The 21,666-nt window shown below is 72.4% G+C and carries 22 protein-coding genes; 4 read left to right on the top strand and 18 right to left on the bottom strand.

Annotated elements, in window-relative coordinates; genetic code table 11:
• Positions 1–2: 2 nt before the first annotated feature.
• From era to M2302_RS12660, 7 genes are all read right to left on the bottom strand, one after another.
• Positions 3–899, bottom strand: coding sequence for a GTPase Era (era, locus tag M2302_RS12630; protein ID WP_210778222.1), 897 nt, complete (start codon positions 897–899; stop codon positions 3–5).
• Positions 896–1,282, bottom strand: coding sequence for a cytidine deaminase (locus M2302_RS12635; RefSeq protein WP_210778221.1), 387 nt, complete (start codon positions 1,280–1,282; stop codon positions 896–898). Before M2302_RS12635 ends, era begins: the two co-directional genes overlap by 4 nt.
• Positions 1,275–2,681, bottom strand: coding sequence for a hemolysin family protein (locus M2302_RS12640; RefSeq protein ID WP_280838124.1), 1,407 nt, complete (start codon positions 2,679–2,681; stop codon positions 1,275–1,277). Before M2302_RS12640 ends, M2302_RS12635 begins: the two co-directional genes overlap by 8 nt.
• A complete protein-coding gene (ybeY, locus tag M2302_RS12645; RefSeq protein ID WP_154942500.1) occupies positions 2,657–3,130 on the bottom strand; it encodes an rRNA maturation RNase YbeY in 474 nt (157 codons plus the stop codon). Before ybeY ends, M2302_RS12640 begins: the two co-directional genes overlap by 25 nt.
• Positions 3,131–3,145: 15 nt before the next feature.
• Complete coding sequence (locus M2302_RS12650) at positions 3,146–4,204, bottom strand: PhoH family protein (RefSeq protein WP_280838097.1); 1,059 nt, start codon at positions 4,202–4,204, stop codon at positions 3,146–3,148.
• Between the two features lie 207 nt (positions 4,205–4,411).
• A complete protein-coding gene (locus M2302_RS12655; protein WP_280838098.1) occupies positions 4,412–5,785 on the bottom strand; it encodes a serine hydrolase domain-containing protein in 1,374 nt (457 codons plus the stop codon).
• Entirely contained in the window at positions 5,782–6,141 is a 360-nt protein-coding gene (locus M2302_RS12660; protein WP_280838099.1) for a histidine triad nucleotide-binding protein, read from the bottom strand. Before M2302_RS12660 ends, M2302_RS12655 begins: the two co-directional genes overlap by 4 nt.
• Positions 6,142–6,187: 46 nt before the next feature.
• Here M2302_RS12660 and M2302_RS12665 point away from each other — a divergent pair, with 46 nt between their 5' ends.
• Positions 6,188–6,949, top strand: coding sequence for an SDR family oxidoreductase (locus tag M2302_RS12665; RefSeq protein ID WP_210778216.1), 762 nt, complete (start codon positions 6,188–6,190; stop codon positions 6,947–6,949).
• A 303-nt stretch (positions 6,950–7,252) separates the two neighbouring features.
• Here the strand turns inward: M2302_RS12665 and M2302_RS12670 are convergent, their stop codons facing one another.
• The 3 genes from M2302_RS12670 to hrcA form a co-directional block, all read right to left on the bottom strand.
• Entirely contained in the window at positions 7,253–7,987 is a 735-nt protein-coding gene (locus tag M2302_RS12670; RefSeq protein WP_280838100.1) for a 16S rRNA (uracil(1498)-N(3))-methyltransferase, read from the bottom strand.
• A 1-nt stretch (position 7,988) separates the two neighbouring features.
• The gene (gene dnaJ, locus M2302_RS12675; RefSeq protein ID WP_210778231.1) at positions 7,989–9,131 is read right to left on the bottom strand and encodes a molecular chaperone DnaJ; all 1,143 of its coding nucleotides are present in this window, start codon (positions 9,129–9,131) and stop codon (positions 7,989–7,991) included.
• Positions 9,132–9,206: 75 nt separating this feature from the next.
• Positions 9,207–10,229 (bottom strand): heat-inducible transcriptional repressor HrcA, encoded by a 1,023-nt coding sequence (hrcA, locus tag M2302_RS12680; protein WP_210778214.1) that lies wholly within the window; start codon positions 10,227–10,229, stop codon positions 9,207–9,209.
• A gap of 235 nt (positions 10,230–10,464) precedes the next feature.
• Between hrcA and M2302_RS12685 the strand changes: the two genes are divergently transcribed.
• Entirely contained in the window at positions 10,465–11,118 is a 654-nt protein-coding gene (locus M2302_RS12685) for a DUF4870 domain-containing protein (protein ID WP_280838101.1), read from the top strand.
• 45 nt (positions 11,119–11,163) lie between these two features.
• Here the strand turns inward: M2302_RS12685 and hemW are convergent, their stop codons facing one another.
• Positions 11,164–12,387 carry a radical SAM family heme chaperone HemW gene (hemW, locus tag M2302_RS12690; protein ID WP_280838102.1) on the bottom strand — a complete coding sequence of 408 codons (1,224 nt, stop codon included), beginning with the start codon at positions 12,385–12,387 and terminating at the stop codon, positions 11,164–11,166.
• Between the two features lie 19 nt (positions 12,388–12,406).
• Here hemW and M2302_RS12695 point away from each other — a divergent pair, with 19 nt between their 5' ends.
• Both M2302_RS12695 and M2302_RS12700 read left to right on the top strand, forming a co-directional pair.
• Positions 12,407–13,216, top strand: a complete 810-nt coding sequence (locus M2302_RS12695) for an enoyl-CoA hydratase-related protein (protein WP_280838103.1) — start codon at positions 12,407–12,409, stop codon at positions 13,214–13,216.
• A 107-nt stretch (positions 13,217–13,323) separates the two neighbouring features.
• Entirely contained in the window at positions 13,324–14,187 is an 864-nt protein-coding gene (locus M2302_RS12700; protein WP_280838125.1) for a hypothetical protein, read from the top strand.
• A gap of 80 nt (positions 14,188–14,267) precedes the next feature.
• On the opposite strand, the gene M2302_RS12705 is transcribed toward M2302_RS12700, so the two are convergent.
• The 7 genes from M2302_RS12705 to lepA all read right to left on the bottom strand — a co-directional run bounded on the left by M2302_RS12705 (position 14,268) and on the right by lepA (position 21,324).
• Positions 14,268–14,912: an MOSC domain-containing protein gene (locus M2302_RS12705; RefSeq protein WP_280838104.1), complete on the bottom strand. Its 645-nt coding sequence runs from the start codon at positions 14,910–14,912 to the stop codon at positions 14,268–14,270.
• A gap of 100 nt (positions 14,913–15,012) precedes the next feature.
• Positions 15,013–15,846, bottom strand: a complete 834-nt coding sequence (locus M2302_RS12710) for a carbohydrate ABC transporter permease (protein ID WP_280838126.1) — start codon at positions 15,844–15,846, stop codon at positions 15,013–15,015.
• Between the two features lie 11 nt (positions 15,847–15,857).
• Entirely contained in the window at positions 15,858–16,844 is a 987-nt protein-coding gene (locus tag M2302_RS12715) for a sugar ABC transporter permease (protein ID WP_280838105.1), read from the bottom strand.
• Complete coding sequence (locus M2302_RS12720) at positions 16,841–18,130, bottom strand: sugar ABC transporter substrate-binding protein (RefSeq protein ID WP_280838106.1); 1,290 nt, start codon at positions 18,128–18,130, stop codon at positions 16,841–16,843. Before M2302_RS12720 ends, M2302_RS12715 begins: the two co-directional genes overlap by 4 nt.
• Before the next feature lie 198 nt (positions 18,131–18,328).
• Positions 18,329–18,616 carry a GlsB/YeaQ/YmgE family stress response membrane protein gene (locus M2302_RS12725; RefSeq protein ID WP_280838107.1) on the bottom strand — a complete coding sequence of 96 codons (288 nt, stop codon included), beginning with the start codon at positions 18,614–18,616 and terminating at the stop codon, positions 18,329–18,331.
• A gap of 248 nt (positions 18,617–18,864) precedes the next feature.
• Positions 18,865–19,152, bottom strand: coding sequence for a GlsB/YeaQ/YmgE family stress response membrane protein (locus tag M2302_RS12730; RefSeq protein ID WP_210778207.1), 288 nt, complete (start codon positions 19,150–19,152; stop codon positions 18,865–18,867).
• A gap of 294 nt (positions 19,153–19,446) precedes the next feature.
• Complete coding sequence (gene lepA, locus M2302_RS12735) at positions 19,447–21,324, bottom strand: translation elongation factor 4 (RefSeq protein ID WP_280838108.1); 1,878 nt, start codon at positions 21,322–21,324, stop codon at positions 19,447–19,449.
• Positions 21,325–21,666 lie beyond the last annotated feature (342 nt).

The raw sequence follows: 21,666 nt of genomic DNA on the forward strand, positions 1-21,666 counted from the left end.
GGTCAGAAACCGAGCTTGCGCAGCTGCTTCGGGTCCCGCTGCCAGTCCTTGGCCACCCGTACGTGCAGGTCCAGGTAGACCCGGCTGCCCAGCAGCTCCTCGATCTGCTTGCGGGCCGCCGTGCCGACCGCCTTCAGCCGGCTGGCCCGGTGACCGATCACGATCGCCTTCTGGCTGGGCCGCTCGACGTAGACGTCGGCGAAGATCTTCATGACCTGGCCCTCGGGGATCATCTCCTCGACGACGACGGCGATCGAGTGCGGCAGTTCGTCCCGGACCCCCTCCAGCGCCGCCTCCCGGATCAGCTCGGCGACCATCACCTGCTCGGGGTCGTCGGTGAGCATGTCGTCCGGGTAGAGCTGCGGCGACGGCGGCAGGTACTTGGTCATCACGTCGACCAGCGTGTCCACCTGGTGCCCGGAGACCGCGCTGACCGGCACCACCTCGGCGAACTCGCCCAGCTGGCTCACCGCCAGCAGCTGCTCGGCGAGGCGCTTCTTGTCGACCAGGTCGGTCTTGGTCACCACGGCCAGCACGGTGGCCTTCAGCTCGGCCAGCTCACCAGTGATGAACCGGTCGCCCCGGCCGATCGGCTCGTCCGCCGGGATGCAGAGGCCGATCACGTCGACCTCGCTCCAGGTCGAGCGGACCAGGTCGTTGAGGCGTTCGCCGAGCAGCGTCCGGGGGCGGTGCAGGCCGGGGGTGTCGACCAGCACGAGCTGCGAGTCCGGACGGTGCAGCACGGCCCGGATGATGTGCCGGGTGGTCTGCGGCTTGTTGGAGGTGATCGCGATCTTCTGACCGACGATCGCGTTGGTCAGCGTCGACTTGCCCGCGTTGGGCCGCCCGACGAAACAGGCGAACCCGGCGCGGTACGGACGCTCCTCGGTGCCGGTCACTCGACCACCGTGCCGAGGACCGTGCCGTCCGGCGCCGCGACGTGGATCGGCGCGTCGGCGGAGAGGTCGCGCACGGCGGCGTGCCCCGCGCCGTCCAGCGTCGACGCCTCGGTCACCACCACCGCCGCCTCCAGCCGGCTCGCGCCCGCCGCCACGGCGGAGGCGACGGCGAGCTGGAGCGCGGTGATGGTCAGCGAGGGCAGCGAGACGCTCGCCGCGGCGTACGTCCGACCGTCCTGGTCCCGCACCGCCGCGCCCTCGACGGCCGCGACCCGGCCCCGGGCGCCCCGCGCCAGGACGACCAGCTTGCCGTCCTCGGCGCTCAGTTCGGCCGGGTCGGACGGGGTGGGCCGGGCGGCCGGTACGACGGGTGACTCAGGCATCGGCGGGTTGCCTCTCCTCGGTTCTGGTCTGGTTGTTGCGGGTCTCGGCCTGCTCGCCGCGCCCCGCACCGTCCGGCGCGTCACTCGGTTCGACCCGGCTGACCAGCACGGTGTCTATCCGGTTGCGCCGCCCGGTGGTGCCCTCGGCGATCAGCCGCAGCCCGGCCACCTCGGCGCGGGCGCCGGGGATCGGCACCCGGCCCAGGGACTGGGCCAGCAGGCCGCCGACGGTCTCCACCTCGTCGGTGGGCAGCTCGGTGTCGAACAGCTCGCCCAGGTTCTCCACCGGGAGCCGGGCGGTGACCCGCACCGCCCCGTCCTCCAGGTGTTCCACCGGCGGGCGTTCGACATCGTACTCGTCGGTGATCTCGCCGACGATCTCCTCCAGGATGTCCTCGATCGTCACCAGGCCACCGGTGCCGCCGTACTCGTCGACGACGATGACCAGGTGGTTGCGGGCGGCCTGCATCTCCGAGAGCAGGTCGTCGACCGGCTTGGACTCGGGCACGAAGGTCGCCGGGCGCATCAGCTCCGACACCGGGCTCTGGTGGGCCCGCAGGTCGCCGCCGCGGGTACGCCGGATGAGGTCCTTGAGGTAGAGCACGCCGAGCACGTCGTCGACGCTCTCGCCGATGACCGGGATGCGGGAGAAGCCGGAGCGCAGGAAGAGCACCAGCGCCTGGGAGAGCGTCTTGCCCTCCTCTATCCAGACCATCTCCGTGCGGGGCACCATCACCTCGCGGGCGATGGTGTCGCCGAGCGCGAAGACCGAGTGGATCATCTGCCGCTCGCCGTGCTCCACGACGCCGCGCTGCTCGGCCAGGTCGACCAGCTCGCGCAGCTCCACCTGGCTGGCGAACGGCCCCTCCCGGAAGCCGCGCCCCGGGGTGACCGCGTTGCCGATCAGGATCAGCAGCGAGGCGAGCGGGTTCAGCGCCCGCCCCAGCCAGCGGACCAGTGGCGCCACCGCCCGGCCGACCGCGTACGCGTGCTGCCGGCCGATGGTGCGCGGGGCCACCCCGACCACGACGAAGCTGACCACGGTCATCGCGCCGGCGGTGATCAGCGCCGCCCGCCAGCCCGCGCCGAAGGTGTCCACCGCGACGAGGGCGACCAGCGTGGTGGCGGTCAGCTCGGCCAGCAGCCGGAGCAGCAGCAACAGGTTGAGGTGGCGGACCACGTCGCCGGCGACGGCCTGGAGGGTACGCGCGCCACGCGCCCCGTCCCGGGCCAGCTCGGCGGCCCGGGCCGGGGAGACGGCGGCGAGCGCCGCCTCGGTCATCGCGATCAGACCGGCGAGTACCACCAGCCCCGCCGCGAAGAAGATGAGCTGGAGGTCGGGTAGGCCGGCGGCGGCCGCCGCCTGGGTGGTCATCACCGGGTCCGGGTCGACCGCCAGCTGGCCAGCAGTCGGGCCTGGAGCGTGAACATCTCCCGCTCCTCCTCCGGCTCGGCGTGGTCGTACCCGAGCAGGTGCAGCACGCCGTGCACGGTGAGCAGGTGCAGCTCGTCGGCGGTGGTGTGGCCGGCGGTGGCGGCCTGCTTGGCCGCCACCTCCGGGCAGAGCACGATGTCGCCGAGCAGGGCCGGCTCACCGCCGGCCGGGGCGCTCTCCCCCGGACCGTGGTCGACGCTGCCCTCGTCCATCGGGAAGGCGAGCACGTCGGTCGGCCCGTCCCCACCCATCCAGCGGTGGTTCAGCTCGGTCATGTACTCGATGTCGACCAGCAGCACGGAGAGCTCGGCGAGGGGGTTGACCCCCATCTCGTCGAGGGCGTGCCGGGCGACGGCGAGCACGGCGTCGGTGTCGACGTCGACACCCGACTCGTTCGCGATCTCGATGGACAACTGTCTTCCTCTGGGTTAGCGGCGCCGGCCGGCCCGGCCGCCCTGGGCGGTCCGCCCCGGCACGGCGTGCACGCTCTGCGCCTGCTGGTTCTCCCGCTCGGCGTCCCAGCGGGCGTACGCGTCGACGATGTCGCCGACCAGCTTGTGCCGGACCACGTCCGAGCTGGAGAGCTGGGCGAAGTGCACGTCCTCGACGTTCTCCAGGATCTCCCGGACCACCCGCAGCCCGCTGGTCGTACCGCCGGGGAGGTCCACCTGGGTGACGTCACCGGTCACCACGATCTTGGAGTTGAAGCCGAGTCGGGTGAGGAACATCTTCATCTGCTCGGGCGTGGTGTTCTGCGCCTCGTCCAGGATGATGAACGCGTCGTTGAGGGTCCGGCCCCGCATGTACGCCAGCGGCGCGACCTCGATCGTGCCGGCGGCCATCAGCTTGGGGATGGACTCCGGGTCGAGCATGTCGTGCAGCGCGTCGTAGAGCGGCCGCAGGTACGGGTCGATCTTCTCGTTGAGGGTGCCGGGCAGGAAGCCCAGCCGCTCCCCCGCCTCGACCGCCGGCCGGGTCAGGATGATCCGGTTGACCTGCTTCGCCTGGAGCGCCTGGACGGCCTTCGCCATGGCGAGGTAGGTCTTTCCGGTGCCGGCGGGGCCGATGCCGAAGACGATGGTGTGCGAGTCGATCGCGTCGACGTAGCGCTTCTGCCCGAGCGTCTTGGGGCGGATGGTGCGCCCGCGCCGGGAGAGGATGTTGAGGGTGAGGACCTCGGCGGGCCGCTCCGCGCTGCCCTGCTCGAGCATGCCGACGGTACGCCGGACGGCGTCAGTGGTCAGGGTCTCGCCTTTCTCGATCAGTTCGAGCAGCTCGCTGAAGAGGCGCTCGGCGAGGGCGTTGTCCGCGGGGGCACCGGTGATGGTGATCTCGTTGCCGCGCACGTGCACGTCACTGTCGACCGAGCGTTCGACGAGGCGCAGGATCTCGTCGCCCGCGCCGAGCAGGTTGACCATGATCTTGGAATCGGGAACGGTGATCCTGGTCTGCACCCGGGGCGGGCCGGGAGGTGGGGTGCCGGTCATAAATCGGGCCGTCGGGCCCTGCGCCACCTGCTTCCGATCTCGGGCGCCGGCCCTGCTGGCGCGGCGTGCGGACGTTACACCCATCGTATCCGCTCAACCCCGACGGCACCGCGTCCATTTCCGCCCGCCCACGGGGGCGGGCGCAGGGTAGGCGATACCTCCCGGCGGCACCCACACCACGCACCCGCGCCCAGGGCCGGGGTCGGGTCAGCCGGCGCGGAAGTCGTACCGGTCGAAGGCCTCCTGACGGCGGGTGAAGCGGTAGGTCGCCCAGTGCATCCGGACCACCGTGCCGTGCTCGTCCCGGGTCAGCCGCAGCAGCTCGCCGACCTCCCGCCCGGCGACCGTCCGGAAGACGTCCGGCGCGTCCGGCAGCGGCGCGAAGACCGCCGGGGGCTTCCCCGCCGGGTCGTCGGCGCCCCGGGCCCGCAGCGCGCCGTCGTGCCAGCTGAAGACGTACTCGAAGCCCTCGCCCCACCAGCGGCCCAGCATCCCGCGCAGCGGCCCGGGGGCGGGTTCGCCCGGCCGCCACGGGGTGACGTCCGCCGGGTCGTGCTCGGCGGACGCGGCGAGCAGCCGGTGCGGCAGGTCGAAGACCTCCGCCGCGGTGCCGGAGGAACCGAGCACCGCGCAGCCCATCGCGCCGGCCGTGCCGTCGCCGCCGCGCCGGCCGTAGACCGCGGCGAGGAAGCCCGGCATCGCGCCGTCGTGCCCCACGTGCACCACCCGGTCCGGGTACGGCACCAGGATCAGGCCGAGCCCGAAACCGGCCGCCCAGAGCGTCTCGTCGGTGGTGGTCAGCGGCCAGCGCATCTCGTCCAGCGAGGCCGGGGCGAGCACCGCACCGGCCGGGTCCAGCGCCACCGGGTCGGCCAGGAAGGCCGCCCACCGGGCCATGTCGGTCGCGGTGCTCCAGAGCTGGGCGGCCGGGGCGATCGCGCCGAAGTCGGTCGGCGGCTCCGGGTGCGCCTCGTCGGAGTAGGCGTCGACCAGGAACCCGGTGGCCGCCGCCGGCCCCGGCGTGACCGAGGTGGCGGCCAGGCCCAGCGGGGTCAGCACCCGCTCGGTGAGCACCTCGGCCCAGCAGTCGCCGCGCAGCTCGCCGACCAGCCGGCCGAGCAGCGCCATGCCCAGGTTGGAGTAGTGGTAGCGGCGACCGGTCGGCAGCACCCGCTCGGCCCGGGCCAGCTCGGCGACCAGCTCGTCCGCGCCGGGGGCGCGCAGCGTGTCCCAGACGTCGCCGTACGGCTCGCGTTGCAGGCCGGCGGTGTGCGACAGCAGTCGGCGTACGGTCAGCTCGCCGTGCGCCGGCAGCGGCAGGTGACGGCCGATCGGGTCGTCCAGGTCGAGCAGGCCGTCGTCGCGGCACTGCATCACCAGCACCGAGGTGAAGGTCTTGGTCACCGAGCCGATCCGGAACCGGGTGCCCGGGCCGAGGTCGGCGTCGGTGCCGGTGCCGCCGACCTCGCAGGTCCACAGCGGCCGGTCGGCGCGGTGCAGGGCCGCCGCCAGAGCGGGCACCCGGGCCTGCGCCTGCACCCGGCGCACCATCCGGGCCAGCCGGTCGGGCCCAGCCGTCACGCGACGTTCCGGGCCAGCATCGGGCCGAGCGGCGCGCCGCCGAGCAGGTGCGCGTGGACGTGGAAGAGCTCCTGGCCGCCGTACGCGCCGGTGTTGAACATCAGCCGGAAGCCGTCACCGAGCAGCCCCTCGTCCTCCGCCACCGCGGCCGCCGTGGCGAGCAGGTCGCCGGCGAGCTTCGGGTCGCCCTGCCCCAGCGTGGCGACGTCGGCGTAGTGCTCCTTCGGAATGACCAGCACGTGCACCGGCGCCTTCGGATCGAGGTCGCGGAAGGCGAGGGTGGTGTCGGTTTCCCGGACGATGGTGGCCGGGATCTCCCCGGCGGCGATGCGGCAGAACAGGCAGTCGGATCCCATCGGGGCATGGTAAGGCGTGCCGCGCGCCTCGGGCATGATGTGCCGCGTGACTTCACGAGCGGTACTGGTGACGGGGGCGTCGCGCGGCATCGGCCGCGCGGTGGCGAGGGCGTTCGCGGCGGCCGGGGACCGGGTGGCGATCCACCATCGGGACTCGGCCGAGCTGGCCGAGGCGCTCCGCGCCGAACTGCCCGGCGACGGTCACGTGGTGGTCCGCGCGGACCTCACCGACCCGGCGGCGGTACGGGCCATGGTGGACGACGCCGCCGCCCGGCTCGGGGGGCTCGACGTGCTGGTCAACAACGCCGGCGTGTACGGCGAGCGGGACGCCCCGCACCCGGTCTTCGGCGCCTCGTACGAGCAGTGGCAGCGGCAGTGGCGGCGGGTGCTGGAGACCAACCTGACCGGGGCGGGCAACGTCACCTGGTGCGCCGCCCAGCACATGCGGGAGCGCGGTGGCCGGGTGGTGAACGTGTCGTCGCGGGGCGCGTTCCGGGGCGAGCCGGACCAGCCCGCGTACGGCGCCAGCAAGGCCGGCCTGAACGCGCTCGGGCAGTCCCTCGCCGTCGCGCTCGCCCCGTACGGCATCGCGGTCGCCACGGTCGCCCCGGGCTTCGTGGCGACCGACATGACCACGGAGCACCTGACCGGCGAGCAGGGCGACGCGATCCGGGCGCAGAGCCCGTTCGGCCGGGTGGCCCGCCCCGAGGAGATCGCCGCCGCCGTGCACTGGCTGGCCAGCCCCGAGGCGCAGTGGGCCTCCGGCACCATCGTCGACCTCAACGGCGCCTCCTACCTGCGTACCTGACGCCGGCCGCCGACAGGTCGCCCGCCCAGACCCTCCCGAGGACCGCCCGGACCGGGGACGGCGCCGTCGACGAACGGTGTCTCCCGGCGTCCCGGCATCGGGGCATCGGGGCATCGGGGCATCCCGGCAGGGTCGCCGCCAGGGGATGTTCGTGTGAGCGATATGCCTGTGCGGCATAAATATGCCGCACAGGCATATCGCTCGGCTGTGGTCATCGAGGAGGCGGCCACTACCCTTCGTAGTCAACGCACTCGCGGCGTCCCGGCGGCCGGCGGGGCGTGAGCAGCCCTGCTGAAGGACGACCTACCAGCGGCCGAGGCGGGTGGCCAGCACGCTCAGTGCGGCCACCCCGGCCGTGGAGGTGCGCAGCACCGACGGACCGAGCCGCACCGGGCGGGCGCCGGCGTCGGCGAAGGCGGTCAGCTCGACCGGGGCGATGCCGCCCTCCGGGCCGACCACCAGCACGATCTCGCCGGTGCCGGGCAGCTCGGCGGTGGTCAGCCGATCCTCGGCCTCCTCGTGCAGCACGAACGCGGCACCGGCGCCGGCGATCCGCCGCACCACGGTCCCGGTGGACTCGTCCGGGGCGCCGGCCACCACCGGCAGCCAGGGCCGGCGGGCCTGCTTGGCCGCTTCCCGGGCGGTCGCCACCCACTTGTCCCGGGCCCGTACGCCCCGGTCGCCGCGCCACTGGGTCACCGAGCGGGACGCCGCCCAGGGCACGATCTCGTCCACCCCGACCTCGGTCATCGCCTGCACGGCCAGCTCGCCCCGGTCCCCCTTGGCGATGCCCTGCACCACGACGATCCGGGGGACCGGCGCGTCGGCGTACCCCCGGGAGGTGACCCGCACGTCGAGGGTGCCCCGGCCGACGGCGGTGACCAGGGCGGCGGCCGTGCCGCCCCGGCCGTCGGCCAGCAGCAGCTCCTCGCCGACGCGCAGCCGCTGCACGGTGGCCGCGTGGTGGCCCTCCGGACCGTCCAGGGTCAGCGTGTCGCCGGTGGGCAGCGCCTCGACCAGGAACAGCGGCGCGGACACCTCAGGCGTGCCCGTTGAAGGCGTCGCGCATCCGGGAGAAGAAGCCGCCCTGCTTGGTCAGCTCGGCGACCTCCTCGCCCCGGGTCTTGGCGAAGTCGCGCAGCATCTTCTCCTGGTCGGCGTCGAGCTTCGTGGGGGTCCGCACGTCGAGGTGGACGTAGAGGTCGCCCCGGCCGGTGCCGCGCAGGTGCGGCACGCCCCGGGCCCGCAGCCGCAGCGTGCTGCCCGGCTGGGTGCCGGCCTTGACGTCGACCGTCTCCTCGCTGTCCAGCGTCTTGATGGTCAGCCGGGTGCCGAGCGCGGCGGCGGTCATCGGCACGGTGACCCGGCAGTGCAGGTCGTCGCCCTTGCGGGAGTACACGTCGTGCGGCCGCTCGTGGATCTCCACGTAGAGGTCGCCGGCGGTGCCGCCACCCGGGCCCACCTCGCCCTGCTGGGCGAGCCGGATCCGCATGCCGTCCTCGACCCCGGCGGGGATCTTGACGGTCAGCGAGCGGCGGGTGCGCACCCGGCCGTCGCCGGCGCAGGTCGGGCAGGGGTGCGGGATGGTGGTGCCGTACCCCTGACAGACGGTGCAGGGGCGGGCGGAGACCACCTGGCCGAGGAAGGTGCGCTGCACCGACTGCACCTCGCCCCGGCCGCCGCACGCCTCGCAGGTGGCCAGGTGGGTGCCGGCGGCGGTGCCGGCGCCGGCGCAGGTGGTGCAGAGCACCGCGGTGTCGACCGTGATCGGCGCCTCGACGCCGAACGCGGTCTCGTGCAGGTCCAGCTCCAGCCGCAGGATCGCGTCGGCGCCCGGCCGGGTACGCGGTCGCGGCCCCCGGGCGCCGCCCGCGGCGCCGCCGAAGAACGCGTCCATGATGTCCTGGAAGCCGACGAACGGGCCCGCGCCGCCGGGGCCGCCCGGCCCCGCGCCGCCGCCACCCGGGGCGAGCGGGTCGCCACCCAGGTCGACGATCTGCCGTTTCCGGTCGTCCGAGAGGACCTCGTACGCGGCGTTGATGTCCTTGAACTTCTCCTGGGCCTCCGGGTCCGGATTGACGTCCGGGTGGAACTGCCGCGCCAGCTTGCGGTAGGCGCGCTTGATCTCGTCGTCGGAGGCTTCCCGGCTCACGCCGAGAATGCCGTAGTAGTCCCTGGCCACTGCGTTCGGTGTCCTCATGTTCGTCTCGCGTTGCGCCGGTCGTCGGCCGGAGCCGGTGCCGGCCCCTGCCCTGGATCAGTTCTGGGCCAGCAGTTCGCCCACGTAGCGTGCCACGGCCCTCACCGTGGCGATGGTGCCGGGGTAGTCCATCCGGGTGGGGCCCAACACGCCCAGCCCGCCGAGCGCGGTCGCCCCCGGCCCGTAGCCGGTGCTGACCACGGAGGCGGCCCGCAGGTTGTCGATCTCGTTCTCGTCGCCGATCAGCACCCGGGTGGTGGTCGACTCGGCCTCGCCGATCAGCTTGAGCATCACCACCTCCTCCTCCAGCGCCTCCAGGATGGGCCGCAGCGAGCCCTGGAAGTCGAGCAGGCCGCCCCGGGTGAGGTTCGCGGTGCCGGCGAGCGCGATGCGCTCCTCGTGCCGTTCGACCAGGGTCTCCAGCAGCACGGTGGAGAGCGTGGTCATCGCCCCGCGCAGGTGCGGCGCGGACTCGTCGACCAGCGCCTGGACCAGCGGCGGGGTCTCCGACAGCCGGCTGCCGACCAGCTTCTCGTTGACCAGCCGACGCAGGTCGGTGACGTGGTCGGCGGGGATCGGCGCGGGCAGCTCCACCAGCCGCTGCTCGACCCGGCCGGTGTCGGCGATCATGACCAGCATCAGCCGGGTGGTGGAGATCGGCACCAGCTCCAGGTGGCGCACCGAGGAGCGGGCCAGCGACGGGTACTGCACCACGGCGACCTGCCGGGTCAGCTGGGCCAGCAGCCGCACGGTGCGGTGCACCACGTCGTCCAGGTCGACGGCGCCGACCAGGAAGCGCTCGATCGCCCGGCGCTCGGCCGGGCTCAGCGGCTTGACCCGGGACAGCCGGTCGACGAAGAGGCGGTAGCCACGGTCGGTGGGCACCCGGCCGGCACTGGTGTGCGGCTGCCGGATGTAGCCCTCCTCCTCCAGCACGGCCATGTCGTTGCGCACCGTGGCCGGCGAGACGCCGAGCTGGTGCCGCTCGACCAGGGCCTTGCTGCCGACCGGCTCCTGCGTGGCGACGTAGTCCTCGACGATCGCGCGCAGCACGGCGAGCTTGCGGTCGTCGAGACCCAATCTCCCCACCTCCTGACGCACGTCGGCCCGGAGCGGCTGAGGCGCCCCGGGCGAGCGCACTGGCACTCGACTGTAGCGAGTGCCAGTCTACGTCGGCGTCCCCGCTGACGCGATGATCAGCGACGGACCACGGGTGCGCCCCGCCACCCGGACAGCGCGCCAGGGCCGATCATCCGGACATCCGGGGCGGTGTCGCTCTGGTGAGGGCTTGCCGGCAACCCCTACCGTGACGTCCATGACTGAACCACCTCGCCCTCCCGGAGCGGGGGACCCCGGCGACCGCCCGGACCCGACCGCCCCGTCCGGCTCGTCGTACGAGCCGCCCACCGCACCACTGTCCGGGGCACCCGGGGCGGGCGGCTATCCCCCGCCCGGTGGCTATCCGCCACCCACCGGTGACCAACCGCCGTCGGGCGGCTACCCACCGCCGGGTGGCTACCCACCGCCGGGTGGTTACTCCGCGCCGGGCGTCGGCTATCCGACCGCGGGCGGGTACGGCGCTCCCGGCGGCGGCTACGGCGCCCCGGGCGGCGGCTACGCCACCGACGACGACAAGACCTGGTCGCTGGTCGCGCACTTCGGCGGCCCGGTCGGCGTGATCGTGGGCGGCAGCCTGCTCGGCTGGGTGGCGCCGCTGATCGCGCTCTCCGCCAAGGGCCAGCAGTCCCCGACGGTGCGGGCGCACGCCACGGCCTCGCTGAACTTCCAGATCACCTGGGCGATCGCCAACGTCATCGGCTTCGTCCTGGCCATCGTCACCTGCGGGGTGCTCTTCTTCATCCCGATCCTGACCGCCCTGGTGCCGATCATCTTCGGCATCATCGGCGGGGTGAAGGCCACCGAGGGTGTGGTCTACCGCTACCCGGCGAGCTACGCCTTCAAGAAGTGACTCGGTCCCGGCCGGCCCCACCCGGGCCGGCCGGGCCGCGCGGGATCAGGGCAGCAGGTCGCGGACCACGGCGTCGGCCAGCAGCCGCCCGCGCAGGGTGAGCACCGCCCGCCCCGCCGCGTGCCCCGCCGGGTCCAGCAGGCCGTCGGCCAGCGCCCGCTCGGCACCCACCCGACCCGCCGGGTCGAGGGCGTCCAGCGGCAGGCCGGAGGCGAGCCGCAGCCGGAGCATGACGTCCTCCATGTGCGCCTCGCCGGCGGTCAGCACCTCCCGGGCCAGGCCGGGCGACTCCCCGGCGGCCAGGCGCTTCGCGTACGCGGTGGGGTGCTTGACGTTCCACCAGCGCACCCCACCGACGTGGCTGTGCGCCCCCGGGCCGAGGCCCCACCAGTCCGCGCCGGTCCAGTAGAGCAGGTTGTGCCGGCACCGGGCCGCCTCGGAGCGGGCCCAGTTGGAGACCTCGTACCAGGAGAAGCCGGCCGCGCCGAGGGCGGCCTCCGCGGCCAGGTACCGGTCCGCCGCCACGTCGTCCGACGGGTACGGCAGCTCGCCGCGCCGCATCCGGGCGGCGAGCCGGGTGCCGTCCTCCACGATCAGGGCGTACGCGCTGACGTGGTCCACCCCGGCGGCGACGACCTGGTCGAGGGAGGCGGCGAAATCCGCCGCGCTCTCCCCCGGCGTGCCGTAGATCAGGTCCAGGTTGACGTGGTCGAACCCGGCGTCGCGGGCCTCCAGCGCGGCGGCGACCGCCCGGCCGGCGCTGTGCCGGCGGTCGAGGATCGCCAGCACCCCGGGCGCGGCGGACTGCATGCCCAGGGAGATCCGGGTGTAGCCGGCCGCGCGCAGGGTGCGCAGCGACTCCGGCGTGACCGACTCGGGGTTGGCCTCGGTGGTCACCTCGGCGTCGGCGGCCAGCCCCCAGGTGCGGTCGATGCCGTCCAGAATCCGGGCCAGGTCGTCGGCGGGGAGCAGGGTCGGCGTGCCACCGCCGACGAAGACGGTGTCCACCCGGGGCGGCGGGGTGTCGCCGAGGACCCGGGCGGCCAGCGCCAGCTCGGCCAGCACGGTGTCGGCGTACGACTCCCGGTCGGCGCCGCCGCCGAGCTCGGCCGCCGTGTAGGTGTTGAAGTCGCAGTAGCCGCAGCGGCTGGCACAGAACGGCACGTGGACGTACACGCCGAAGCCGCGCGCGCCGACCGCGCTCAGGGCGGTGGCGGGCAGCGACCCGTCGACGGGGACGGTCTCGCCTTCTGGAAGGACGCCGGGCATGGCCACTAGTGTGCCCGGCATGACCTCTCCCGACCGCCTCGTGCGGGTCGCCACGGCCCGTGGGGTGACCACCCTCACCCTGGACAGCCCGCACAACCGCAACGCGCTCTCCACGCCCCTGATGACCGAGCTGCTGGCCGGGATCGCCGCGGCGGTCGCCGACGACGCGGTACGGGTGATCGTGCTGGACCACACCGGGCCGGTCTTCTGCTCCGGCGCGGACCTGAAGGAGACGGCCGCCGCGTACGCCAGCGGGAGCGTGCCGGCCGGGATGCTCGGCGACGTGCTGGCGGCGGTCTGGGAGTGCCCGAAGCCGGTGCTGGCGAAGGTGGCCGGGCCGGCGCGGGCCGGCGGGCTGGGCCTGATCGCGGCGGCCGACCTGGCGGTCTGCGCCGAGGAGGCGACGTTCGCCTTCACCGAGGTGCGGATCGGGGTGATCCCGGCGGTCATCTCCGCCACGGTGCTGCCCCGGCTGCACCCACGCGCGGCGGCCGAGCTCTACCTGACCGGGGACACCTTCGACGGCCGGCGGGCCGCCGAGATCGGCCTGGTGACCGCGGCGGTGCCGGCGGACGGGCTGGACGCGGCGGTGGAGCGCTACTGCGCCTCGCTGGTGCGCGGCGCGCCGAAGGCGCTGGCCGGGGCGAAGGGCCTGCTTCGCCGCCCGGCCCCCACCGACCTGCCCGGCGAGATCGCCGAGCTGTCCGCCCTCTCCACCGGCTACTTCCTCTCCGAGGAGGGCCGCGAGGGCGTGCTCGCCTTCCGCGAGAAAAGATTGGCTCGATGGGTGGCCGCTCTGGACGGTGGTCCGGCAGACGGGGCGCGGTAGCACCGGTTCGGGGCCTTTCTCTCCTTTGCTCCCGAAAACGTGAACCGGTCGGCCGACCCGGCTCGCCTTTTCGGGCACGTACGCTGGGGATGACCGTGAAACAGGAGGTGCGGGTGCGAAGTCGGGCAATTGTCGCAGTCGGTGTCGTCTTCGCGGTCGTCGCTCTCCTCGGGGTCTGGGTCGTCGTCCGTCAGCTCGGCGGCCAGCTCCGGCTCCCCGTTGCCAGCCGCAGCTGCACCGTCCAGGCCGACGGCACGGTGCTGCTCGACGCCGACCAGATGGCGAACGCGGCGACGATCGCGGCGATCGGTATCCAACGGCAGATGCCCGAGCGGGCGGTGGTGGTCGCGCTGGCCACCGCGTACCAGGAGTCGGGCCTGCGCAACCTCTCCGGCGGCGACCGGGACTCGATCGGCCTGTTCCAGCAGCGGCCGAGCCAGGGCTGGGGCACCCCGCAGCAGATCCGCGACCAGCGGTACGCGGCCAACCGCTTCTACGCCGCGCTGAAGAAGGTGCGCGGCTGGGAGGAGATGCGGGTCACCGACGCGGCCCAGGCGGTCCAGCGATCGGCCTTCCCGACGGCGTACCAGAAGTGGGCGGACGAGTCCGAGGTGCTGACCCGCGCCCTGCTCGGCGAGGCGACCGGCGCGGTGGCCTGCACGGTGAGCCGGACGCCGGTCATGCGGGGCGAGGCGGCCGCGGCGGCGCTGACCCGCGGCCTCACCCTGGACTGGGGGCTGCCGGGCACCGGCACGGTGGCCGCGCTGACCGGGCTCACCGTGCCCGCCACCGACCGTCGCGACGGCTGGCGGTACGCCCACTGGCTGGTGTCGCACGCGCCCGACCACGGGGTGAAGCGGGTCCGCTTCGCCGGCCTGGAGTGGACCGCCGAGAACGGCACCTGGGCCAAGGTCTCCGACGGCCGCCCGGCCGACGGCCAGGTGCTGGCGGAGGTCTTCGCCGAGGGCTGACCCCGGTCGCCGGCACCTCGCGGCCCCGACGCGGACGCCGGTCTACCGGTGTCGCCCGGCCCGAGGCCCGAGGCCCCAGCTCAGGGGCGGGTGCCGGCCACCCGGCGACGGACCTTCTCCAGGACCGGCTCCGGCAGCTCGGCGGCGTCCAGCAGCCGGGGCAACAGCTCCGGTTCGAGGTTCATCGCCCGGAACACCTCGCCGACGGTGACCCCGTGCGCGGGCCGGTCCACCACCTCGACCGGGTCGCCCGCGCCGACCTCGCCCTCGCGCAGCACCCGCAGGTACGCCCCGGGCGCCGCCCGCACCGTGAACCGCTTGATCAGGTCGGGTACGCCCCAGAACCCGGCGAAGGTGGTGCAGGGGGTACGCGGCTTGGTCACCTGGAGCACCGCCGAGCCGATCGCCCACAGCTCGCCGATGACCGCCCCGGTCACGTCCACCGCCGAGGTGGTCAGGTTCTCGCCGAACCCGCCGGGCGGGACGGTGCGCCCCAGCTCCGCCGACCACCACTCGGCGTCCTCCCCCGCGTACGCGTAGACCGCCTGGTCGGGGCCGCCGTGGTGGGCCCGCTCGCCGATGAAGTCGCCGGCGACCCCGTCGGCGCGCAGCAGCACCGGACCGTCGACCGGTCGCTTGTCGATGCCGGTGCGGCCGCTCGCGTCGCCCGCCCACTCCGCCTCGGTCACCACGCCGAGGTTCACCGCCGCCAGCCTGCCCGTCATGGCGCAGAGCCTAGCCGTGGACGCCGGGTCCGGGGCACCCGCCGATCCACCGTCGGCTCAGCCCTTGGCGGCGCCGGCCGGCCCTCGACGGGCGCGCAGCTCAGCCCTTGACGGCGCCGGCGACCAGCCCGGAGACCATCCGGCGCTGCACCAGCAGGAAGAAGACGATCACCGGCAGGGTGAACAGCGTCGAGGCGGCCATCACGGACCCCCACGCGGTGTCGTCCCGGCCGAAGAAGAAGGTCATCGCCACCGGCAGGGTGTACTTGTCCTGGTCGTTGACGAAGGTCAACGCGAAGATCAGCTCGTTCCAGGCGGTGATGAAGGAGAAGATGCTGGTCGCGACCAGGCCCGGCGCCACCAGCGGGAAGAGGATCCGGCGGAAGATCTGGGCTCGGCTGGCCCCGTCGATCGCCGCGGCCTCCTCCAGCTCCTTGGGCACCGCGGCCACGAAGCCGCGCAGCATCCAGACCGCGAACGGCAGCGAGAAGCCGAGGTAGGTCAGGATCAGGCTGGGCAGGGTGTTGTAGAGACCGAGCCGCTGGATCATCAGGAACAGCGGGATGACCAGCGCCTCCAGCGGGATCATCTGCACCACCAGCAGCATGATCAGGAAGCTGGTCCGGAGCGTGAAGCGGAACCGGGCCACCGCGGTGGCCGCGAGCAGCGCGACCAGGCCGCTGAGCAGCACCGTGCTCACCGCCACCAGAGCGCTGTTGAGGAAGAAGTCGGCGAACGTCACGCCCGGGATCAGGTTGCCGGTGAGGATCTCCCGGTAGTGCTCCAGGGTCGGTTCGGCCGGCACCGGCCGGGGCGTCGACGAGAAGATCTCCCGGTTGGGCTTCAGCGACGTGGCGACCATCCAGTAGACGGGGAAGGCGGCGAAGAGCGCCACCAGCAGGCCCGCGCCGTTGAGGGCGACCCGCTTCACCATCGCGCCGCGCCTCACGCGTCCTCCTCCTGCTTGAGCACCATGCGGACGTAGAGACCGGTCACCACCAGCAGGATCAGGGTGAGGATGACCGCGATCGCGGAGCCCACGCCGTACTTGGGCGGCGGCGAGAAGGCCTCGGCGTACGAGTAGATGGAGAGCATGAACGTCGGCCGGTCCTGGGTGCCGCCGGCCAGCACGAACTGCTGGGTGAAGACCTTGAAGTCCCAGATGGTGCTGAGCACGATCAGGATCCCGAAGACCGGCCGCAGCAACGGGAAAGTGATCTTCCAGAACACCTTCCACGGCCCGGCCCCGTCGACCCGGGCCGCCTCGTGCAGCTCGCTCGGCACGCTCTTGAGCCCGGCGAGCACGCTCACCGCGATGAACGGGAACGAGTGCCAGACCACCACCAGGGTGAGGATGGTGAAGAAGAGCAGCGGCGAGTTGAACCAGCCGTACCCGGTCCAGTCGCTGCGGCCGAAGAGCGTGGTCGACAGCCCGTCGGGCAGCTTGTTGAACAGCCAGGTGACCAGCCCGCTGGTGTCGTCGAAGATCCACTTCCAGACGATCGTGCCGGTCAGCGCCGGGGTGGCCCAGGCGAGCATGACGCAGCTCGCCACGAAGGTGGCCATCCGCCGGCCGAGCCGGTTGAGCAGCAGCCCGACCAGGGTGCCGAGGATCATCGTCAGCACCACGTTCGCGGCGGCGAAGAGCACCGTGTTGCGCAGCACCGTACGGAAGAACGGGTCGCCCAGGATCTGGGTGTAGTTGCCCAGCCCCACCCACGGCCACTCCCGGTCGCCGCGCAGCTGCCGGACGCTGTCCAGCTTGTAGAACGACATCGCCACCACCTGGCCGAGCGGCCAGAGCAGCAGCACCCCGATGACCACCAGGCAGGGCAGCAGGAGCAGGTACGGCAGGCGGTCCACGTGGGGCCGCCGCCGTGCGGAGGTCTTCCGCACGGCGGCAGTCCCGGTGGGCTTGGTCAGGGTGCTCACTTGGCGTTGAGAATGCTTTCCATTTCGGCGGCGGCGTCGGCGGTGGCCTGCTCGACCGTCTTCTGGCCCTTCATCACCGAGCTGTTCATCGCCTGGGTCACCGTCTTGGTGCGGCTGACCTCCACCCACTTCGGGGTCAGCGGGGTGACCTTGGTGTTCTGCATGGTGGTGGCGAACGCGGCCATGATCTTGTCGTTGGCGTACTCGCCGCCGCTGACCAGGTCGGAGTAGACCGGGAAGAAGTTCAGGCTGCTGGCGAAGGTCTTCGCGTTCTTCTTGTTCAGCAGGACGGTGAGGTAGTCCCACGCCAGGTCCTGCTTCTTGCTGTCCTTCCAGAGGGCGACGTCCGAGCCGCCGGCGAACGCCGGGGCCGGCTTGCCGTCCGGGCCGGGGATCGGGAAGGTGCCCCAGACCTTCTCGATGTCGGGGTTGTCCTTCTTGATGGCGCCGCCCTGCCAGCTACCGCCGAAGGCCATCGCCGCCTTGCCGGTGGCGAACTGGGTGCGGGCGTCGATCTCGTTCCAGCCGGCGGCGGCCGGCGGAGCGACCTTGTGCACGGTGACCAGGTCGGTCCAGAACTTGACCGCCTTCTGCGCCTCGGGGGTGGTGTAACCGGACTTCCAGGTGCCGCCCTGGTTGGTGGCGATCTCGCCGCCGGCGCCCCAGAGGAACGAGTAGAAGGGCAGCTCGGAGTTGCCCGGCAGCGCGATGCCGTAGGTGCCCGGCTTCTTGGCCTGCACGGCCTTGGCGGTGGCGACCAGCTCTTCCCAGTTCGTCGGCGTCTTCACGCCGGCCTCGGCGAACCAGTCGGTGCGGTAGTAGATGCCGCGGACGCCGGCGTACCACGGGATGCCGTACTGCTTGCCGTCGAGCTGGGCGTTCTTCACCAGGTCGGGCAGGATGTCCTTGCTCTCCGCCCAGCCGGACATCTTCCCGGTGACGTCGGCCAGCGCCTCCTGGGCCGCCCAGCCCTGGGTCTCGGTGTTGCCCAGCTCGGTGACGTCCGGCCCCTCACCACCGGCGAGCGCCGCCTGGAACTTCTTCGGCGCCTCCAGCCAGGGGATGTACTGGACGACCACGTCGGTGTCGGGGTGCTTCTGCCGGAACTCGGTCTCGACGCCGTCGAGGAACTTCGTCTGGGCGTCGCTGCCCTCGCCCATCATCCAGACCGTGAGCTTGCTCTTGTCGGCCGCTTCGTCGTCGCCGGAGCCCCCGCAACCGGCGAGCACCATCGCGGCCGAGGCCACGACGGCGGTGACCGGGGCCAGCCGCTTCCACCTGTTCACGCCACTTCTCCCTCGCGCCGTCTGGCAGTAACCTTCTCTGCCGCACCCTAGTAGGAAAAATTCCTTTACGACAGGGGCGGGTTCCGGGCGAGGCGACGGTACCGCAGCCGGCGGGTCGGGGAGCAGACCCGCTCCGGGTACGCGGACGGGCGCCCGACCTCAGGGTCGGGCGCCCGTCGAAGAGCGTTGTCGCTGCTCTTACCGGTGGGTGACGCTGCGGCGGCGACCCACGCCGGCCACCAGGGCCACGGCGATGGCGGCCAGCACGACCTGCACCAGCAGTTCCATCCAGTCGATGCCGGCGGTCTCGGTGGCGATGCCCATGGCCCGCGCCAGCACGGTGCCCAGCAGGGCCGCGCCGATACCGATCAGCATGTGCAGCCAGATCGGCATGTTCTGCCGGCCCGGCACGACCAGGCGGCCCAGCGCGCCGACGATGAGACCGACGACGATGGCGGTGACGATGCCCCAAACGGTGAGCTCCACGACCGTCCTCCTTCGGTAGGTATGACACACGATGTGTGATTCTTGGCGTGATCGATAGGTTCCCGATCCCGCGATTCCCCAAACCGACTCCGGGTGCGATCTGGTCGAGACCCGCCGTGAACTGCGCTTTCCTCGCAGCCGTCGGCTTCGCCAGCCGGCAGGCGTCGGCCGGGATTCCGGGGCGCGGACGCGAGCGGGCGCCCGCCCCCGAGGGGTACGGGCGCCCGCTGAGCGTGCGTTGTGCTGGATTACCGGTGGGTGACGCTGCGGCGACGACCCACGCCGGCCACCAGGGCCACGGCGATGGCGGCCAGCACGACCTGCACCAGCAGTTCCATCCAGTCGATGCCGGCGGTCTCGGTCGCGATGCCCATGGCCCGCGCCAGCACGGTGCCCAGCAGGGCCGCGCCGATACCGATCAGCATGTGCAGCCAGATCGGCATGTTCTGACGGCCCGGCACGACCAGGCGGCCAAGAGCGCCGACGATGAGACCAACAACGATCGCGGTGATGATGCCCCAAACGGTGAGCTCCACGGTCGCCCTCCTTCTGAAGATTGAGTCACACGGTGTGTGTGGTTCCTGTCGTGACCGCTAAATTCCCGACCGTCCGAAAATCCAAACCGACTCAGCGAAACGGCTGTCGCCCCCGGTCGATACGCAACCCCCGCGTCGATTGCCGCGCAGCACGACAAACCCGCAGCTCAGGCCGCATCGGCCGACACCGGGCGGGGCCGTGGCGGCCACCGGAAATTTCGCGGGTACGACCGGCGGCACGCACGCGAAACGGCCGGCACCCCCGCAGGAGGATGCCGGCCGTCAGCGGTCCCGCTACTTCTTGCCGGGCGCCTTGGCGTCGCCGGAGTCGGAGGAGAGGGCGGCGATGAAGGCCTCCTGGGGGACCTCCACCCGGCCGACCATCTTCATCCGCTTCTTGCCTTCCTTCTGCTTCTCCAGCAGCTTGCGCTTCCGGCTGATGTCACCGCCGTAGCACTTGGCGAGCACGTCCTTGCGGATCGCCCGGATTGTCTCCCGCGCGATCACCCGGCTGCCGATGGCGGCCTGGATCGGCACCTCGAACTGCTGGCGCGGGATCAGGTTGCGCAGCTTGGCCGCGATGGTGACCCCGTAGTTGTACGCCTTGTCCTTGTGCACGATCGCGCTGAACGCGTCCACCGGCTCGCCGTGCAGCAGGATGTCGACCTTGACCAGGTCGGACGCCTGCTCACCGGAGGGCTCGTAGTCCAACGAGGCGTAGCCCTTGGTGCGGCTCTTCAACTGGTCGAAGAAGTCGAAGATGATCTCCGCGAGGGGCAGGGTGTAGCGCAGCTCCACCCGGTCGGCGGAGAGGTAGTCCATGCCGAGCAGGCTGCCCCGGCGGCCCTGGCAGAGCTCCATCACCGCGCCGACGTAGTCGTTCGGGGTCAGCACGGTGGCGCGCACGACCGGCTCGTACACCTCGGCGATCTTGCCGGTGGGGTACTCGCTCGGGTTGGTCACCACGATCTCCTGGCCGTCCTCGGTGATGGCCCGGTAGACCACGTTCGGCGCGGTGGAGATCAGGTCGAGGTTGTACTCCCGCTCCAGCCGCTCCTGGATGATCTCCATGTGCAGCAGGCCGAGGAAGCCGCAGCGGAAGCCGAAGCCGAGTGCCCCCGAGGTCTCCGGCTCGTAGTCGAGCGCGGCGTCGTTGAGCTTGAGCTTGTCGAGCGCCTCACGCAGGTTGGGGTAGTCCGAGCCGTCGATCGGGTAGAGGCCCGAGTAGACCATCGGCTTCGGGTCCTTGTAGCCACCCAGGGCCTCGGTCGCCGGCCGCGAGTTGATGGTGACCGTGTCACCGACCCGGGACTGCCGGACGTCCTTCACACCGGTGATCAGGTAACCCACCTCGCCGACGCCCAGGGCGTCGGCCTTCACCATCTCCGGCGAGATGACGCCGATCTCCAGCAGCTCGTGCACCGCCGCGGTGGACATCATCTTGATCCGGTCGCGCGCGCTGATCCGCCCGTCGATCACCCGGACGTAGGTGACCACGCCCCGGTAGACGTCGTACACCGAGTCGAAGATCATCGCCCGGGCGGGCGCGTCGGCGTTGCCGACCGGCGGCTTGAACTGCCGGACGATCTCGTCGAGCAGGTACGGCACGCCCTCGCCGGTCTTGCCGGAGACCTTGATGCAGTCCGCCGGGTCGCCACCGATCAGGTGGGCCAGCTCCTCGGCGTACTTCTCCGGCTGGGCGGCCGGCAGGTCGATCTTGTTGAGCACCGGGATGACGTGCAGGTCGTTCTCGAGCGCCAGGTAGAGGTTGGCCAGCGTCTGCGCCTCGATGCCCTGCGCGGCGTCGACCAGCAGGACGGCGCCCTCGCAGGCGGCCAGCGAGCGGGACACCTCGTAGGTGAAGTCGACGTGGCCCGGGGTGTCGATCATGTTGAGCACGGCCTGCTCGCCGGCCCGGTCGCCCTCCCGGATGGTCCACGGCATGCGGACGGCCTGGCTCTTGATGGTGATGCCGCGCTCGCGCTCGATGTCCATCCGGTCGAGGTACTGCGCGCGCATCTGCCGGGGGTCGACCACGCCGGTGAGCTGCAGCATCCGGTCGGCCAGGGTCGACTTCCCGTGGTCGATGTGGGCGATGATGCAGAAGTTCCGGATGCGCGCCGGGTCGGTGGAACCAGGAGCGTTCGCGCCGGGATCGAGCTTCGGTGGCACAGCGGTCCGTTCTGGTCGGCTGACGTGAGCGGGCCGGCGCGCCGCCGGCCCCCTCTATGCTCCCACGTCGCTCGGGACGCGGTCCGATCACACCTGGGTGCCGCGGCTCACCGCCGGGCGGCCCACCCCCGGCCTTCCCCAGCCGGGCCGGGTCACTCCTCCCAATGCCCGCCCGGCCCGTGCCGGCCCTCGGCCCGGCCGCCTCCGAACCCCCCTGTGGAAAACCCCCTCCCCTCCTCTCCGCCCTCGCCCCGCCCCCACCCCGTCCCGCGATCTTGCACTTATGGCCCTCGATGTGCGCCTTATGACCGAAAAGTCAGGGCAGAAAGTGCAAGATCGCGG

It is taken from the genome of Micromonospora sp. A200 (genome assembly GCF_029893845.1).
Taxonomy (GTDB): domain Bacteria; phylum Actinomycetota; class Actinomycetes; order Mycobacteriales; family Micromonosporaceae; genus Micromonospora; species Micromonospora purpureochromogenes.

Coding starts and splice junctions, on each gene's coding strand:
- M2302_RS12650 (WP_280838097.1), bottom strand. CDS start 4,204: ATGACCGGCACCCCACCTCCCGGCCCGCCCCGGGTGCAGACCAGGATC.
- hemW (WP_280838102.1), bottom strand. CDS start 12,387: ATGCCCGGCGTCCTTCCAGAAGGCGAGACCGTCCCCGTCGACGGGTCG.
- M2302_RS12705 (WP_280838104.1), bottom strand. CDS start 14,912: ATGACGGGCAGGCTGGCGGCGGTGAACCTCGGCGTGGTGACCGAGGCG.
- M2302_RS12710 (WP_280838126.1), bottom strand. CDS start 15,846: ATGGTGAAGCGGGTCGCCCTCAACGGCGCGGGCCTGCTGGTGGCGCTC.
- M2302_RS12685 (WP_280838101.1), top strand. CDS start 10,465: ATGACTGAACCACCTCGCCCTCCCGGAGCGGGGGACCCCGGCGACCGC.
- M2302_RS12695 (WP_280838103.1), top strand. CDS start 12,407: ATGACCTCTCCCGACCGCCTCGTGCGGGTCGCCACGGCCCGTGGGGTG.
- M2302_RS12635 (WP_210778221.1), bottom strand. CDS start 1,282: ATGCCTGAGTCACCCGTCGTACCGGCCGCCCGGCCCACCCCGTCCGAC.
- M2302_RS12660 (WP_280838099.1), bottom strand. CDS start 6,141: ATGGGATCCGACTGCCTGTTCTGCCGCATCGCCGCCGGGGAGATCCCG.